At 63.6% G+C, this 15566-nt stretch carries 14 protein-coding genes; 1 reads left to right on the top strand and 13 read right to left on the bottom strand.

Translation table 11 applies throughout. The features are described 5' to 3' along the window. Positions 1-29 precede the first annotated feature (29 nt). The 11 genes from EPO50_RS04360 to proS all read right to left on the bottom strand — a co-directional run bounded on the left by EPO50_RS04360 (position 30) and on the right by proS (position 13165). Positions 30-770, bottom strand: coding sequence for an isoprenyl transferase (locus EPO50_RS04360; protein WP_296341425.1), 741 nt, complete (start codon positions 768-770; stop codon positions 30-32). Next, positions 770-1324 carry a ribosome recycling factor gene (gene frr, locus EPO50_RS04355; RefSeq protein WP_296341424.1) on the bottom strand — a complete coding sequence of 185 codons (555 nt, stop codon included), beginning with the start codon at positions 1322-1324 and terminating at the stop codon, positions 770-772. Before frr ends, EPO50_RS04360 begins: the two co-directional genes overlap by 1 nt. 2 nt (positions 1325-1326) lie before the next feature. Then, on the bottom strand, positions 1327-2052 hold the full coding sequence (gene pyrH / locus EPO50_RS04350; protein ID WP_296341423.1) for a UMP kinase: 726 nt from the start codon (positions 2050-2052) through the stop codon (positions 1327-1329). A 69-nt stretch (positions 2053-2121) separates the two neighbouring features. After that, positions 2122-3048 (bottom strand): translation elongation factor Ts, encoded by a 927-nt coding sequence (gene tsf, locus EPO50_RS04345; protein WP_296341422.1) that lies wholly within the window; start codon positions 3046-3048, stop codon positions 2122-2124. A gap of 83 nt (positions 3049-3131) precedes the next feature. Further along, positions 3132-3923 carry a 30S ribosomal protein S2 gene (gene rpsB / locus EPO50_RS04340; RefSeq protein ID WP_296341421.1) on the bottom strand — a complete coding sequence of 264 codons (792 nt, stop codon included), beginning with the start codon at positions 3921-3923 and terminating at the stop codon, positions 3132-3134. Between the two features lie 163 nt (positions 3924-4086). Further along, complete coding sequence (locus tag EPO50_RS04335) at positions 4087-4989, bottom strand: DUF72 domain-containing protein (RefSeq protein ID WP_296341420.1); 903 nt, start codon at positions 4987-4989, stop codon at positions 4087-4089. A gap of 107 nt (positions 4990-5096) precedes the next feature. Continuing rightward, a complete protein-coding gene (dnaE, locus tag EPO50_RS04330) occupies positions 5097-8543 on the bottom strand; it encodes a DNA polymerase III subunit alpha (RefSeq protein ID WP_296341419.1) in 3447 nt (1148 codons plus the stop codon). A gap of 31 nt (positions 8544-8574) precedes the next feature. Continuing rightward, positions 8575-9258 (bottom strand): ABC transporter ATP-binding protein, encoded by a 684-nt coding sequence (locus EPO50_RS04325; RefSeq protein ID WP_296341418.1) that lies wholly within the window; start codon positions 9256-9258, stop codon positions 8575-8577. Next, positions 9251-10510, bottom strand: coding sequence for an ABC transporter permease (locus tag EPO50_RS04320; RefSeq protein ID WP_296341417.1), 1260 nt, complete (start codon positions 10508-10510; stop codon positions 9251-9253). The genes EPO50_RS04325 and EPO50_RS04320 overlap by 8 nt, the downstream gene beginning before the upstream one ends. After that, positions 10503-11819, bottom strand: coding sequence for a lipoprotein-releasing ABC transporter permease subunit (locus EPO50_RS04315; protein ID WP_296341416.1), 1317 nt, complete (start codon positions 11817-11819; stop codon positions 10503-10505). Before EPO50_RS04315 ends, EPO50_RS04320 begins: the two co-directional genes overlap by 8 nt. 20 nt (positions 11820-11839) lie before the next feature. Beyond that, positions 11840-13165, bottom strand: coding sequence for a proline--tRNA ligase (proS, locus tag EPO50_RS04310; protein ID WP_296341415.1), 1326 nt, complete (start codon positions 13163-13165; stop codon positions 11840-11842). A gap of 168 nt (positions 13166-13333) precedes the next feature. On the opposite strand from proS, the gene EPO50_RS04305 reads away from it, so the two are divergent. Next, positions 13334-14626: an NCS2 family permease gene (locus EPO50_RS04305; protein WP_296341414.1), complete on the top strand. Its 1293-nt coding sequence runs from the start codon at positions 13334-13336 to the stop codon at positions 14624-14626. Positions 14627-14896: 270 nt separating this feature from the next. On the opposite strand, the gene EPO50_RS04300 is transcribed toward EPO50_RS04305, so the two are convergent. Both EPO50_RS04300 and mce read right to left on the bottom strand, forming a co-directional pair. Next, entirely contained in the window at positions 14897-15142 is a 246-nt protein-coding gene (locus EPO50_RS04300; protein ID WP_296341413.1) for a DUF1467 family protein, read from the bottom strand. Between the two features lie 11 nt (positions 15143-15153). Next, entirely contained in the window at positions 15154-15558 is a 405-nt protein-coding gene (mce, locus tag EPO50_RS04295) for a methylmalonyl-CoA epimerase (RefSeq protein WP_020696088.1), read from the bottom strand. Positions 15559-15566: the final 8 nt, after the last annotated feature.

The raw sequence follows: 15566 nt of genomic DNA, 5'->3' as shown, positions 1-15566 counted from the left end.
CGAACCTCCCGCCGCGACCCGTCGGAGCCTCAGCTCCCGACGCCGCCATAACGCCGCTCACGCCGACGGAACTCGGCTACCGCCTGTTCCAGATGTTCCTTGCCGAAGTCCGGCCACAGCGTGTCGACGAAAACCAGCTCCGCATAGGCGCATTGCCAGAGGAGGAAGTTGCTGATCCGCTGCTCGCCGCTGGTCCGGATCAGAAGATCCGGATCGGGCACGCCAGCCGTAAGGAGTTCGCGTTCGAAAGAGCCTTCGTCGATGCCGTCGGCCGTCAGCTCGCCAGCTACAGCACGCTGCGCCAGGTTGCGCGCGGCACGTACGATCTCGTCTCGGGAGCCGTAATTGACGCAGATGTTGACGTCGATGCGGTTGTTGTTGCGCGTCATCTTCTCGGCATCGGCAATGTCGCGCACGATGTCCGACGCCAGCCCGTCACGATTGCCGATGACCCTGAGGCGCGCGCCATTCTTGTGCAGTTCGTCGAGCTCGCTGCGCAGATAGTGGCGCAGCAGTCCCATGAGGTCGCTGACCTCGTCGGCCGGCCGCGTCCAGTTTTCCGTCGAGAAGGCAAACAGCGTCAGCACCGGAATGCCGAGCTCGCCTGCTCCGCGCACCACGCGGCGCACGGCATCGGCGCCGCGGCGATGGCCCGCCACGCGCGGCAACCCGCGTGCCTTCGCCCAGCGCCCATTGCCGTCCATGATGATGGCAACGTGGTGGGGCTCCGACGTTTCGCCGGAGGCTGCGGGAAGCGGCGCTGTCGACATCAGACCGTCTTGATCTCTTTTTCCTTGTGCGCCAGCGCTTCGTCGACCTGCTTCACGAAGCGATCCGTGAGCTTCTGAACCTCGTCCGACTTTTGACGATGCTCGTCCTCGGAGATCTTGTGATCCTTCTCGGCCTTCTTGAGCGCTTCCATGCCGTCGCGGCGCACGTTGCGCACGGCGACGCGGCCATGTTCGGCGTATTTGTGCGCGAGCTTGGCCAGCTCGTTGCGGCGCTCCGTCGTCAGTTCGGGAATCGGGATGCGGATCATCTGGCCATCCGGCGCCGGGTTGAGGCCTAGGCCGGCCTCTCGGATCGCCTTGGCCGTCGACACAACCAGACCCTTGTCCCAGACGCTGACGGTCAGCAGCCGCGGCTCGGGCGCACTCACGGTGCCGACCTGATTGAGTTGCATGCGCTGGCCATAGGCCTCGACCACGACGGGGTCGAGCAAGTTGACCGAAGCGCGGCCGGTCCGGAGGCCCGCGAATTCCTTCTTCAAAGAATCCATGGCGCCCAGCATGCGCTTCTCGAGCTCTTTGAGATCCGCGGTCATGATCAGGCCTCGTCCTTGATGATAGTGAAAGTACCCTCACCGCGCATCGTCGCCGCGAAGGCGCCGGGCTTGTGGATATCGAAAACGATGATGGGAATGCGGTTCTCGCGGGCCAGCGAGACAGCCGACGCGTCCATCACCTGCAGATCCTGAGACAGCACATCCATGTAGCTCAGCGTATCGTAGCGCTTGGCGTTCTTGTCCTTGCGCGGATCGGCCGAATAGACACCGTCAACTTGCGTGCCCTTGAGCAGACCGTCGACGCCCATCTCTGCGGCACGAAGGGCTGCGGCCGTGTCGGTCGTGAAGAACGGGTTGCCTGTACCGGCCGCGAAGATCACGACGCGGCCCTTCTCCATATGGCGGGCCGCCCGGCGCCGGATATAGGGCTCGCATACCGTCGTCATCGGGATGGCCGACTGGACGCGCGTCTGCAGCCCCTGCCGCTCCAGGGCGCTCTGCATGGCGAGCGAATTGATCACCGTCGCCAGCATGCCCATGTAGTCGCCGCTCGCGCGGTCCATGCCGGACGCTGCCGCCGAGACGCCTCGGAAGATATTGCCGCCGCCGATCACGAGACAGACCTGCACGCCCATGGCGTGCACGGTCTTCACTTCCTGTGCGACCATCGAAACCATGTCGGGATCGAGGCCATATTCCCGATTCCCCATGAGCCCCTCGCCAGAGAGCTTCAGAAGGACACGGCGATAACGGGGACCCGACGGCATCAGATTCCTCTGATTACGTTGTCTTGGGCGCGCAAGCCCAGTGCTCGCGCGCCAGTGATGGTTTTAATACTACTTCTTGAGCTGGGCGGCCACCTCGGCCGCAAAATCCTCGCTCTTCTTCTCGATGCCTTCGCCCAAGGCGAAGCGCAGGTAGCCCGTCAGATTGACCGGCGCGCCGACCTGCTTGGCCGCTTCCTCGACGACCTTGGAAATCTTGGTCTTGCCGTCCATCACGAAGGCCTGTTCGAGCAGGACGACTTCCTGATGGAACTTGCGCAAACCGCCTTCGACCATCTTGGCGATGATGTCGGCCGCCTTTCCGCTCTGGCCCGCCTTCTCGGCGAGGACGGCGCGCTCGCGCTCGATCAGTGCGGGATCGAGCTCGGCCACGGTCAGCGACTGCGGGCTGGCTGCGGCCACGTGCATGGCGAACTGCTTCGCCAGTGCCGCGAGCTTGGTCTTGTCGCCCGTCGACTCGAGCGCCACCAGCACGCCGATCTTGCCGAGGTCAGGCGCGACGGCATTGTGCGTGTAGGCAACCACGACGCCGTCGGAGACCGACAGCGAAGCCGAGCGGCGCAGGCTCATGTTCTCGCCGATCGTGGCGATCAGGTTCGTGAGCTCGCCCTGGACGTCGCGGCCGGTACCGGGAAACGGCGCAGCAGCCACCTTGGCCAGGTCGCCGCCGTTGTCGAGCGCGAGCTTGGCCGCTGCTGCGACGAACTTCTGGAACTGGTCGTTGCGCCCGACGAAGTCGGTCTCGGCGTTGACCTCGATCACGGCGCCCTTGGTGCCGTTCGCGGCGACGCCCACGAGGCCTTCAGCGGCAACGCGACCGGCCTTCTTCGAGGCGGCCGACAAGCCCTTGGTCCGCAGCCAGTCGATCGCCTTTTCGATGTCGCCCTGAACCTCGTTCAGCGCCTTCTTGCAGTCCATCATGCCCGCGCCGGTCTTCTCGCGCAGTTCCTTGACGAGGGCGGCAGTGATCTCAGCCATTGTCGTGCTCCGTGACTCGTTGGTGTGACAAGGGCCGGTCTTCCGACCGGCCCCGTTCGTCTCTCGTCGATGAGGGGCCAGGCCTACTCGGCCGGCGACGCCTCGGCGCTTGCGCCGTCGTCCGCCGCCGGAATTTCTTCCGCGGGTTGTTCAGTCAGTTCGCCGATGTCGCCACCGGAAGCCGCGATCTCAGCACGGATGCCGTCGAGCACCGAGGCAGCCATCAGATCGCAGTAGAGCGAGACGGCGCGGATGGCGTCGTCGTTGCCCGGGATCGGGAAATCGACGCCGTCCGGATCGGAGTTGCTGTCGAGCACCGCCACGATCGGAATGCCGCGCTTGCGGGCTTCCTGGACGGCGATCGCCTCCTTGTTCGTGTCAATGATGAACAGCATGTCGGGTGTGCCGCCCATTTCCTTGATGCCGCCCAGCGACCGCTCGAGCTTGTCGCGCTCGCGCGTCAGGTCGAGCTGTTCCTTCTTGGTGAGGCCGACGACGTCACCCTTGAGGCGGTCGTCGAGCTCGCGCAGGCGCTTGATCGAGGCAGAGATAGTCTGCCAGTTGGTGATCATGCCGCCCAGCCAGCGGTGATTGACGTAGTACTGGCCGCAGCGCCGAGCCGCATCGGCGACACGGTCTGCCGCTGCCGGCTTGGTGCCAACAAACAGCACGCGGCCGCCGCTGGCGACGACGTCGCGAACCTGCCTCAGCGCCTGCTCGAGGAGCGGCACGGTCTTGGTGAGGTCGATGATATGGACCCCGTTGCGCACCCCGAACAGGTACGGCTTCATCTTGGGGTTCCAGCGGCGCGTGTGATGGCCGAAGTGGACGCCGGCTTCGAGCAGCTGGCGCATCGTAAACGTCGGCATGGTCATGATGCCGTTCTCCTTTTCCGGTTGAGCCTCCGCGGGCGTCGTCCATTTCTGGACACCGGAGCGAGCGCCGGGATGTCTCCCCGTCGACCGCAAACCCGCGTGCGAAGTGGCGCGTTTCTAGTGGTTTGTTCTGCCAAATGCAAGCGCCAGTCGAATCAATGGCTTAGGCGATGATTTTGGCGATCTCCTCAGCCAGTTTGAGAAGCGAAAGGGGGGCACTCCCCTCGGCCTTGTTGTTGGCCGTGATCCAGATCCTGCGGCCGGCCTTGAAAGCTGCAGCCGCCATGCGGGCCAGGATCCGGCGGGTCTCGCTGTCCTCGTCGACCAGCTTATCGAACGGCTCGTAACGCTGCTTGGCAGCCTGGTAGAGGAACCCTCGGTGCAGGTTCCAGCGCACCACCAGGTCGCCCGGCGTATCCCCGTCCAAGGCCTTGAGAGCAGCTTCCTGGCGCTCGACCTCGGGCATACGGTCATGCAGGCCAACGCAGTAGCGCACCCCTTCCCGGCCCAGCATGCGCATCAGCCGAGGGGTCAGCAGTTCCGGATTTCGCAATTCCAGGGCGTAAATTGGCCGTTGCTTCCCCAATTCTTGTGGGAGGGCAGCGAAGAAGGCTTCAAGTCTGTCCACGAGCAAGGAGGCATCCTCGACCAGCCCGCGCGGCAACGGCGAGACCTGGAATACCAATGGCCCCGCTTTGGCCTTCAGCCCTTCGAGGCACGGCAGGACGAACTCCCGAGCGGCAATGGCGGCATCGAGGAAATGCGGGTTGGCGACCTTGCCCCTGCCCTCCTCGTCACGCATCACCGCATCGCAGACGATCGCCGGCGCCTTGACCACGAAGCTGAAATGCTCGGGCACCTGGCTGGCATAGCGCGCGTAGTCGACGGCGGAGATCGGCGCATAGAAGGTGCGATCGAGGCTGACGGTGCGCAGCAACGGAATTTCACCGTAGGCGGCCAGTCCTTTGCGGCTGAGTGTCACCTGCGGATGAATGCCGTCGTAGACCAGGCCGCGCCACCCCGGGAAGAACCACGAGGACGTGCCCAGCCGGATGTCGGTCGGCAACACGGGCGCCTGCAGCAGCGGCGAATCCATCGCCGGCCGGACATCGCCGGCGGTAGCCTTACGTCGTACAGGCGGCGCCGAAGTCTCGAAGAGGCCGGGCTGGCGGCTCAAATCTCCTCCACCTGCGCAATTCCCGGCAGGCTGCCGATGACATCGCGTAGGCCGCCTGCGATCGAATAGGTGCCCGGCAGGGTGACTTCGGCTTCGGACTCGTCGGTCATGGGCACGACGAGAGTCACGCGCCCACGCCCGCGCTTGCCGTCGAGCGCCTTGCGCAGCGCTTCGAGTGCCACCGGATCGGAGATCACGATGCGCAAACCCGCCGCAGCGTTTGCCACGGCGTCGTCGAGCTTCTCGACGGTCTGCGCCGTCAGCTTCACCTGCTCACCGTCGAGCCGTCCGTCGGCCGAGATCAGCACCGCCTGCCCTGCTTCGAGGAGATTGCGCTTGCTGCCCAACAACTCGCTGAAGACGGTGAGCTCAAAGGCGCCGGACTGATCCGAGCATTGAACGAAGGCAAAGCGATTGCCCTTGGCCGAGGTGCGCTCCATGCGGTCGATGACGGTGCCCGCCAGCTTGATTCGGCCCGGCGTGCCGCGCGCCAGCAAAGCCGGCAGGTCGGCCGCACGGCAGACACCCAGCCGTTGCAGGCTGCGCTCGTAGGCAGCCAGCGGATGAGAAGAGAGATAGAAGCCGATTGCCGAGAACTCTTGCTGTAGCCGCTCCATCGGCGCCCAGTCCGGCACCTTGGGCAACTGAGGCCGGCGTTGGGCGGTGTCGTCGCCGAAAAGGCTGTTCTGGTCGCTGCCGCGCGACTCGTGGGTCGCCTGGGAATGACGCGTCAGCGCCTCGACAGCGGCAAAGGTCTGCGCCCGGTTCTTGTTCAAGGTGTCGAAAGCGCCCGCGCGCACCAGGCTCTCGGTCAGACGCTTGTTGATCACGCGCTGGTCCAGCCGTTCGGCAAAGTCGAACAGGTCCTTGAAGGGGCCGTTCTCCTGACGCTCCTCCGTAAGCCGGTTCATCGCCTCGCGGCCTACGCCCTTGATGGCTGCCAACGCATAGCGGATTGCCTTCTTGCCATTGGCATCCCGTTCCACCGTAAACTCGGCGGAGGAACGGTTGACGTCAGGCGGCAGGAGTTCGACGCCGATCTTCTCGAGGTCACGCCGATAGCCGTTCAGCTTTTCGACGTTGCCCATATCGAGGGTCATGGTCGCAGCGAAGAACTCGACCGGATGGTTGGCCTTGAGATAGGCCGTCTGATAGCAGACCAGTGCATAGGCTGCGGCATGGCTCTTGTTGAAGCCGTAGCCTGCGAACTTGTCGACCTGGTCGAAGATCGACGAAGCCTTGTCCTTCTTGACGCCGTTCTTCTCCGCGCCTTCGATGAAGCTCGCGCGCTGCGCGTCCATCTCGGACTGGATCTTCTTGCCCATGGCGCGACGCAGCAGGTCGGCGCCGCCGAGCGTATAGCCGCTCAGCACCTGCGCGATCTGCATGACCTGCTCCTGGTAGATCATGATGCCGTAGGTTTCCTTCAGGATTCCTTCCAGCAAGGGATGCAGGTAGTCGGGTGCTTCTTCGCCGTGCTTGCGCTTGATGTAGCTCGGAATGTTTTCCATCGGACCGGGCCGATAGAGCGCCACCACGGCGATGATGTCCTCGAAGCGGTCCGGCTTCATCTTGCGCAGAACATCGCGCATGCCGTTGCCTTCAAGCTGGAACACACCGGAGCCGTCGCCGCGGGCCAGCAGTTCGAAACTCTTGCGGTCATCGAGTGGCAACCTGGCGATGTTGATCTTGTCGCGGCCAATGAAGTCGCAGGCCTTCTCGATCACCGTAAGCGTCTTGAGGCCGAGGAAGTCGAACTTAACGAGCCCCGCCGTCTCGACCCACTTCATGTTGAACTGGGTGGCCGGCAGGGAGTCCTTGCTGTCGGTATCGCGATAGAGCGCCACTAGCTGTTCGAGCGGCCTGTCGCCGATCACGACACCAGCGGCGTGGGTCGAAGCGTTGCGATAGAGGCCTTCGAGCTGCAGCGCGAGATCGATGAGGCGCTTGATCTCCTCCTCTGCCGAATACTGCTCCTTGAGAAGCTGTTCGGTTTCCAGCGCCTTCGCCAACGTCACCGGATTGGCGGGGTTGTTGGGCACCAGCTTGCAGATACGATCGACCTGGCCGTAAGGCATGCCCAGTACGCGGCCGACGTCGCGCAGCACGGCGCGCGCCTGCAGCTTGCCGAAGGTGATGATGGCGGCGACGCGGTCATGTCCGTATTCGTCGCGTACGTAGCGGATCACCCGGTCGCGCTTGTCCTGGCAGAAGTCGATATCGAAGTCCGGCATCGACACGCGTTCTGGGTTGAGGAAGCGCTCGAACAGCAGCCCCCAGCGCAGCGGATCGAGATCGGTGACCTTGAGCGACCAAGCGACCAAAGAGCCCGCACCAGAGCCACGACCGGGGCCGACGGGCACGCCATTGTCCTTCGCCCACTGGATGAAGTCGGCCACGATCAGGAAGTAGCCGGCGAAGCCCATCTTCTCGATCATGTCGAGTTCGTAGGTCAGCCGTTCCGTGTAGCGCTCGAAGGTGATGTTCTCGGCCAGCCGGCCAAGCTGCTTCAGCTCATCAAGGCCGCGCTTGGCGAGGTCGCGCAAAGCCTCGCCCTCCGACCGACCATCGAGCTTGGTGTAGCTCGGCAGGATCGGCTTGCGCGGCGTCGGCATGTAGGCGCAGCGCTGGGCAATCACCAGGGTGTTGTCGCAGGCCTCCGGCAAGTCAGAGAACAGCTCGCGCATCGCAGCGGCCGGCTTGAAATAATGCTCCGGCGTCAGCCTGCGGCGGTTCGGGTCTTCGATGTGCGCGCCTTGCTCGATACAGAGCAGCACGTCATGGGCCTCATACATCGAGGCCTTCGGGAAATGGACGTCGTTGGTCGCGACCAGCGGCAGGCTACGCTCGTATGCCAGATCAACCAGCGGCTCCTCGATACGGCGCTCGATCTCCTCGCCATGGCGCTGCAGTTCGAGATAGAGCCGGCCGTCAAAAAGCTTCTGCAGCCTTTCCAGCAAGTGCGTGGCAGCCGGCGTCTGCCCGGCCGCGAGCAGGCGGCCCACGCCGCTGCCGACGCTACCCGTCACCGCCAGCAGGCCCTCGGTTGACCCTTCGAGGTCTGCCAGATGGAGGCCCGAGACCGAGCCGACCTTGAATTCGAGATGGGCGCGGCTCACCAGCCGCATCAGGTTGAGATAGCCCGTCTCGTTCTGGACCAGGAGTGTCAGCCAGTCGATCGCGAGCAGCTTGCTCGTGGTCGCGATGCCGCCTTCCTCCTCGCGGCGGATACCGAGGTCGCAACCGACAATCGGCTGGATTCCCGATTTGGAGGCATACTGCGAGAACTCGAGGGCGCCGAAGAGATTGTTGCGGTCAGTAACGGCAACAGCCGGCATGGTCTCCGCCTTGGCGAGAGACACGATGGTGTCGACCTTGTTCGCCCCTTCGGTGAGCGAATAAGCAGAGCGGACTTTGAGATGGATGAAATCGGCGATGGCCACTGCCCATCATCGCCTTCAATCCTGTGGAAAGTTAGGCGCTCAGTACACCATCTTTGAGCACAACCGTGCGATCCATGCGCGCGGCCAGCTCGTGGTTGTGCGTGGCGACCAGCGCCGCCATGCCAGTGTCGCGCACCAGGCTGAGGAGCTGCCGGAACACCGTGTCGGAGGTCGTGGAATCGAGGTTGCCGGTCGGCTCGTCAGCCAGCAATACGCGCGGTGCATTGGCAACGGCGCGTGCGATCGCCACGCGCTGCTGCTCGCCTCCCGACAGGCGACCCGGGCGATGATCCAGCCGGTCCGCCAGTTGCACCATCGACAAGAGGTCGGTCGCACGCTTGCGGGCCTCACCTCGCGAGGCACCAGCCAACATCTGCGGCAGCATCACGTTCTCGACCGCCGAAAACTCCGGCAGCAGGTGGTGATATTGATAGACGAAGCCAAGGAACTGCCGGCGCAAGGCCGTACGTTCCTTGTCGGCGAGCTTGCCGGCCGGTTTGCCGTCAACCATCACTTCGCCTTCGTCCGGTCGCTCCAGCAAGCCGGCTATGTGCAGCAGGGTCGATTTTCCGCTGCCGGACTGGCCGACCAGGGCGACGATCTCGCCGGGTTTCAGTTCGAGCGATACCCCGCGCAGCACGTCGAGGCGTCGATCGCCCTGAATGAAGGTCCGCCGGATGCCCTGCAAGGCGAGCGGAACTATCGGATCATTCATGACGCAATCCTTCGACCGGTTCGATCCTCGTGCTCCGCCAGGCTGGATAGGCCGCCGCCAGCAGTGACAGCACAATCGCCACGGCAACGATCGACGCCACTTCAATGGCCTGCACGCGGACGGGCATGGAGGTGATGAAATCGACTTCCGCGCCACCGCTGCCTGCCGCGCCTGTGATCGTCGAGAGCAAGCGGCCGATTGACGGCATGTTGGCGCAAACCAGGAGCCCCAGCGCCGTTCCGATTGCCGTGCCGACCAATCCAACCGCGGCGGCAGCCAGGAAGAAGGCGCGGACGATGGTTCGGGGCGTTGCGCCCATCGTGCGCAGGATGGCAATGCTGCCCCGCTTGACTCGAACCAGCATGGTGAAACTCGCCACGACGTTCATCGCTGCCACCACGACGATCAAAGTCAGGATGATGAACATCATCACTCGTTCGACCTGCAGGGCACCGACGAAGCGGGCATTGAGGCCCAGCCAATGGGAAATGCGCAGGTCGTCACGACCGAGGGACTGTCGAAGCTCCTGGGCCAACCGTGGCGCGGCCGCCGGATCGACCAGGAAGACGTCGATCGAACTCACGGTTTCGGGGCCGTATTCCAGGTCTTCCTGCAGCATCGCGAGAGGAATGAAGACCAGTGAGCTGTCGAATTCGTAACGGCGAGTCAGGAAGCTCGCCAGGACCTCGTAGTCGGTGTAGCGCGGCGCAATCGTCCCGTTCTCATTCAGGCGATGGGTTACGACCGTCAGCATCTCACCGACCCTGAGATGCAAAGACTGTCGCAGCCGCTCACCGACTACGACACCGGGTTTGTTCCCGAAGTCGTCCAGATTACCCTGAACGATGTTCCCCGAAACGATCTCGCGATTGAGCAGGTCTTCCCTGGGCACGCCACGCAGCGACGCACCACGCGTCTGGCCATGAACACTCACCAAGGCCTGTCGTTCGAGCGTGGGGCGCACCACCGTGACGCCGGGCAAAGCCTGGAGCTTGGCCAGGAGGTCCGGCGTGGCTTTCAGCATACCGTCGCGAGCGGTGACGACGATATGGCCGTTCATGCCGATGATCCGCCCCAGGAGCTGCTCGCGAAAGCCGCCCATCACGGAAAGGACCACGATCAAGGTGGCCACGCCCAGGGCAACGCCGATTAGGGAGAAGATCGCGATGAAAGAGACGAAGCCTTCACGCTGACGAGTCGCGAGATAGCGCCAGGCCAGCCAGCGCTCGACAGCAGGCGCCCGGTCACTCACGACGCAATCCCTCGACAGGATCGAGGCGTGCTGCGCGTGCCGCCGGATAGAGCGAGGCAAGCAAAGCGAAGACCAGTGCCATGACCGCAATGACCGCCACCTCCCCCCACTCGATTCGCGACGGCATTTCGGCCAGCAGGTAGAGCGTTTCGTCGAAGAGGACGATGTCGAACGTGCGCTGCAGCCATTGGCGCAGCGCCTCGATGTTGCGGGCGAAGGCCAGCCCCAGCACGACACCCAGGATCGTCCCGATCCCGCCGATCGCCAGGCCGTCGAGCAGGAAGATCCGCAGAATAGCGGCCCGGCTCGCCCCCATCGTGCGCAGGATGGCGATATCCGCCGTCTTGGTGCGCACGAGCATGACCAGGCTGGAGACGATGTTGAAGGCCGCCACCAGGACGATCAGCGTCAGGACCAGGAACATCACATTGGTCTGAGCCTGGATGGCGGCGAAGAAGCCGATATTGGCTTGCAGCCAGTCGAATACCCAGCCCTCCGATCCGATCACTGTCGAGACCAGCCGACGTGTCTGCGGTACCGATGCGCCATCGGCCACGAAGATCTCGATACCCGTCACATCCGTGCCGAGATTGAGCAGGCGCTGCGCTTCGGCCAGCGGCGCGTAGACGAAGTTCGCATCGTAGTCATACATGCCCGTGCAAAAGATCGCCGCTACCTGGGCCGAGACCGAGCGCGGCATCACGCCGAGCGGCGTGGCGATCGACACTGGTGATACGAGTTGCAGTCGGTCCCCTACTTTCACGTCCATCAGATCGGCCAGCCGCCGCCCGATCGCGACCGTGAAATCGTCGTCGCCAAAGTTCTTGAGACTGCCCCAGTCGATAGGCTTGTCGTCCTCGCCGCGACAAAGGCCACGCTGACGGTTCTGGATATCGGCTGGGCCGTCGATCGCAGCAGCCACAGGCAGACGCTTGCGTAGGTCCTCCGCCGTCATCCCGCGCAGCACCACACCACGGACATTGTCACCGGCCACGGCCATGAGCTGGCCTTCAACCGATGGCGCGGCCGTCGCAACTCCCGGTATTTCAGCAAGCCGTTTCAAGAGGTCGGGCGTAGCCTCGATGGCCCCCCGGTTACCCTGCACGCCGAGTTGACCGCTGATGCTCGACATCTGGCGCAGCATCTCGACGCGAAAGCCGTTCATCACGGCCATAACGACGATCAAGGTGCCGACACCCAGGGTGATGCCGATCAACGAGAAGCCGGCGATCACCGAGATGAAGCCCTCCTCGCGGCGGGCCCGCAGATAGCGGAAGGCGATCAGGCGCTCGACGGCGGCAAAGGCCATGGCGGCGCCCTATTCCCTTCTCAACCGAACTTGCCGATGAGCTGCGTGAGAGCCTGTTCGAGCGGCAGCTCCTCGCGGGCGCCGGTCTTGCGGTTCTTGAGTTCGACCTTGCCGGCCGCCAGTCCCTTGGGACCGATGATCACCTGCCAGGGGATGCCGATCAGATCCATGTCCGCGAACTTGGCGCCCGGCCGCAGATCGCGATCGTCGTGCAGCGCTTCGATGCCCTTGGCCGCCAGCTCATCGTAGAGCTTCTGGCAGGCGCCACCGACCGCCCCATCGTCGGGCTTCAGATTGACGATCGCCACCTTGAACGGCGCCACCGATTCCGGCCAGATGATGCCGGCATCGTCGTGGCTCGCTTCGATGATGCCGCCGACCAGGCGCGACACGCCGATGCCGTAGGAGCCCATCTCGACGGTGACCTGCTCGCCACCGGGGCCGGTCACCACGGCATTCATCGGCTTGGAGTACTTGGTGCCGAAATAGAAGATGTGGCCGACCTCGATGCCGCGAGCTGCCAGGCGGTCGCCCTCAGCCAGCTCCTCGAAGGCCTTGGCATCGTGCATCTCGTCGGTCGCGGCATAGAGCGACGTCCACTCGTTGACGATCGACTGCAGGTCCGACGTGTAGTCGATCTTGCGGCTCAGGATGTCCTTGTCGACCAGCCCCTTGTGGCAGAACACGGCGCTTTCGCCGGTATCGGCCAGGATGATGAATTCGTGGCTGAGATCGCCACCGATCGGGCCGGTGTCGGCGCGCATCGGAATCGCCTTCAGGCCCATGCGGGCGAAGGTGCGCAGATAGGCAACGAACATCCTGTTGTAGGAGTGCACGGCGCCGGCCTTGTCGATGTCGAACGAGTAATTGTCCTTCATCAGGAATTCGCGGCCGCGCATGACACCGAAACGCGGACGCACTTCGTCCCGGAATTTCCACTGGATGTGATAGAGGTTCCTCGGCAGGTCGCGGTAGCTTTTCACCCCGTCACGGAAGAGAACGGTGATCATTTCCTCGTTGGTCGGGCCATAGAGCATCTCGCGATCATGGCGATCCACGATGCGCAGCATCTCGGGGCCATAGGCATCGTAGCGGCCGCTCTCGCGCCACAGGTCGGCCGACTGAATGGTCGGCATCAGTACTTCCTGGGCACCCGCAGCGTTCTGCTCTTCGCGAACGATCTGTTCGATGTTCCTCAACACCCGAAGGCCAAGCGGCAGCCAGGCGTAGATGCCCGCACTGGTCTGGCGGACAAGGCCGGCACGCAGCATCAGGCGGTGAGAGACGATCTGCGCTTCTGAGGGAGTCTCCTTCAGGGTCGGCAGAAAATACTGGCTCATCCGCATGCTGAATTGGTCCTTGCCGCTGTGGCTTTTAGAGGGTCGTCGGGTGGCGGCGGACTGTAGGGAACGGGTCGGATAAAGGCAAACCGCGGCGCACCTGCTGGCCCTGCACGACTGGTTTTGCACAGGGCGATGCCCGCACACTGCAGGCAGCATCAGGGGGAGAGCAGGATGCTCGAGCAAGTCTTCAAGCTGAACGCGAACGGCACGTCCGTCCGCACCGAACTCGTTGCCGGCCTCACGACCTTCCTGACCATGGCCTACATCATCTTCGTCAACCCGGCGATCCTCGCCGACGCGAAGATGCCGTTCGGCGCGGTCTTCACGGCGACCTGCGTCGCCGCGGCCATTGGCTGCTTCCTGATGGCTTTCCTGGCGAACTACCCGATCGCCCTGGCGCCGGGCATGGGGCTCAACGCCTACTTCGCCTACGGCGTCGTCGGCGGCATGGGCTACAGCTGGCAGGTCGCACTGGGGTGCGTCTTCCTCTCGGGCATCCTCTTCCTGATCATCAGCGTGCTGCCGGTCCGCGAATGGATCGTCAATGCGATCCCGAAATCGCTCAAGATGGCGATCGCCGCCGGCATCGGTCTGTTCCTCGCCCTGATCGCTCTGAAGAACGCCGGTATCGTGGTCGCCCATCCCGCGACCCTGGTCACGCACGGCAAGCTCGTGAGCTGGCCGGTGCTCATGGCGGTGGTGGGCTTCGCCCTGATCATCGCCCTCGAATATCGCCGCGTCATGGGCGGCGTGATCATCGGCATCCTGGTTGTCACCGTAATCTCGATCCTGGCCGGTGAGCAGAAGTTTGCCGGCATCTTCGATGTACCGCCCTCGATCGCCCCCGTGTTCCTCCAGATGGACCTCGCGGGTGCCATGAAGGCGGGGCTGGTCACGGTGGTCTTCGCCTTCCTGTTCGTCGACCTGTTCGACAATACCGGCACCTTGATCGGGCTCGCCCATCGCGGCGGCTTCATGCGCCCCGACGGCACGGTGCCCCGGCTGCGCGGCGTGCTGATCTCCGACAGCGCCGCGGCAGCGATCGGCGCCGCCGTCGGCACGTCGACGACCACGAGCTATATCGAGAGCGCTTCGGGCATCAACGCTGGCGGTCGCACCGGCCTGACCGCAGCGGCCGTTGGCGTCCTCTTTCTGCTCGCGCTGTTCGTGGCGCCGCTGGCCGGTTCAATTCCGGCCTACGCAACGGCGCCTGCTCTCCTCTATGTGGCGTGTCTGATGGCGCGCGGTCTTACGGAAATCGAATGGAACGATCTCACCGAAGCCGCGCCCGCAGTGATCACGGCACTCGCCATGCCGTTCACTTTCTCGATTGCCGACGGCATCGCTTTTGGGTTTATCTCGTACGCCGGAATCAAACTCGCCGCGGGTCGCTATCGCGACATTCATCCGGCCGTCGGAATTCTCGCTGTCCTGTTCGTGATCAAATACGTGGTCATCGGATGATCAGCGAAACAGTGCGGACATTTGTTTGTCGACGAACGACCACTGCCCACAACAATTGTTCTGTGGAAGCCCCGGCGCTCGAAAGAAAAGGTCTTGGCAAGGTCCATAACCCAAGGTAAAGAGCCTATGCCTTGGGCGCAGCCCGAGTTTAGGGAGGAGAGCGGCTTAAAGCCGCCTACGACGAGTTTCGGGGGTAGAGGAGCGGCGGATCATCGATCCGCCGTTTCTTTTTGTTTTCAATAGCTTAGGCGCTGAACGTAAGGCCTTGAATCAGCTGCCTTCCAGGCGCCGGAAGCTGAAAAAGTCCGCCTCGTGGAGCACATAAAAACCGACCCACAGCACGGCCGCGACGATGGTCGTAATGATCGCCTTGCGAATGAGATCAGGCTTCTCAGGCGCCCCGTGCTCTTGGCCTCTGCCGGGATTTTCCACACGCCGGACACCCAGTGGCAGGATGCAAAACAGCACCGTCCACCAGATCACGAAATAGACCATGACACCGGTAGCCCAGCTCATGGCGACCGCTCCTAAACCTGCTCGAGCTCGATCAGCGTGCCGTTGAAGTCCTTGGGATGCAGGAATAGGACCGGCTTGTCGTGCGCGCCGATCTTCGGCTCGCCATCGCCCAGGACGCGGGCGCCCTGCGCCTTGAGCTTGTCGCGGGCCGAGTAGATGTCCTCGACCTCGTAGCAGACATGGTGAATGCCGCCATCGGCATTGCGCGCCAGAAAATTCGCGATCGGCGACTTCTCGCCCAGCGGGTGCAGCAGCTCGATCTTGGTGTTGGGCAGTTCGACGAACACCACCGTCACGCCATGCGCCGGCTGCGCCTTGGGCGCACTCACCTTCGCTCCCATCACGGAGCGATAGAGTTCGCTGGCCTTGTCCAGGTCAGGTACGGCAATGGCGATGTGATTGAGGCGTCCGATCATCGGTCTCT

The sequence above is a fragment of the Reyranella sp. genome (assembly GCF_004297405.1).
Classification (GTDB): domain Bacteria; phylum Pseudomonadota; class Alphaproteobacteria; order Reyranellales; family Reyranellaceae; genus Reyranella.
The sequence above is the reverse complement of the archived record's forward strand: the minus strand, read 5'-3'. Positions and strand labels throughout refer to the sequence as shown.

Excerpts from the sequence above, each read along its gene's own strand:
- EPO50_RS04360 (WP_296341425.1), bottom strand. The coding sequence starts at position 770 with ATGTCGACAGCGCCGCTTCCCGCAGCCTCCGGCGAAACGTCGGAGCCC.
- mce (WP_020696088.1), bottom strand. The coding sequence starts at position 15,558 with ATGATCGGACGCCTCAATCACATCGCCATTGCCGTACCTGACCTGGAC.
- rpsB (WP_296341421.1), bottom strand. The coding sequence starts at position 3,923 with ATGACCATGCCGACGTTTACGATGCGCCAGCTGCTCGAAGCCGGCGTC.
- pyrH (WP_296341423.1), bottom strand. The coding sequence starts at position 2,052 with ATGCCGTCGGGTCCCCGTTATCGCCGTGTCCTTCTGAAGCTCTCTGGC.
- EPO50_RS04305 (WP_296341414.1), top strand. The coding sequence starts at position 13,334 with ATGCTCGAGCAAGTCTTCAAGCTGAACGCGAACGGCACGTCCGTCCGC.
- EPO50_RS04315 (WP_296341416.1), bottom strand. The coding sequence starts at position 11,819 with ATGGCCTTTGCCGCCGTCGAGCGCCTGATCGCCTTCCGCTATCTGCGG.
- EPO50_RS04300 (WP_296341413.1), bottom strand. The coding sequence starts at position 15,142 with ATGAGCTGGGCTACCGGTGTCATGGTCTATTTCGTGATCTGGTGGACG.
- frr (WP_296341424.1), bottom strand. The coding sequence starts at position 1,324 with ATGACCGCGGATCTCAAAGAGCTCGAGAAGCGCATGCTGGGCGCCATG.
- EPO50_RS04325 (WP_296341418.1), bottom strand. The coding sequence starts at position 9,258 with ATGAATGATCCGATAGTTCCGCTCGCCTTGCAGGGCATCCGGCGGACC.
- tsf (WP_296341422.1), bottom strand. The coding sequence starts at position 3,048 with ATGGCTGAGATCACTGCCGCCCTCGTCAAGGAACTGCGCGAGAAGACC.
- proS (WP_296341415.1), bottom strand. The coding sequence starts at position 13,165 with ATGCGGATGAGCCAGTATTTTCTGCCGACCCTGAAGGAGACTCCCTCA.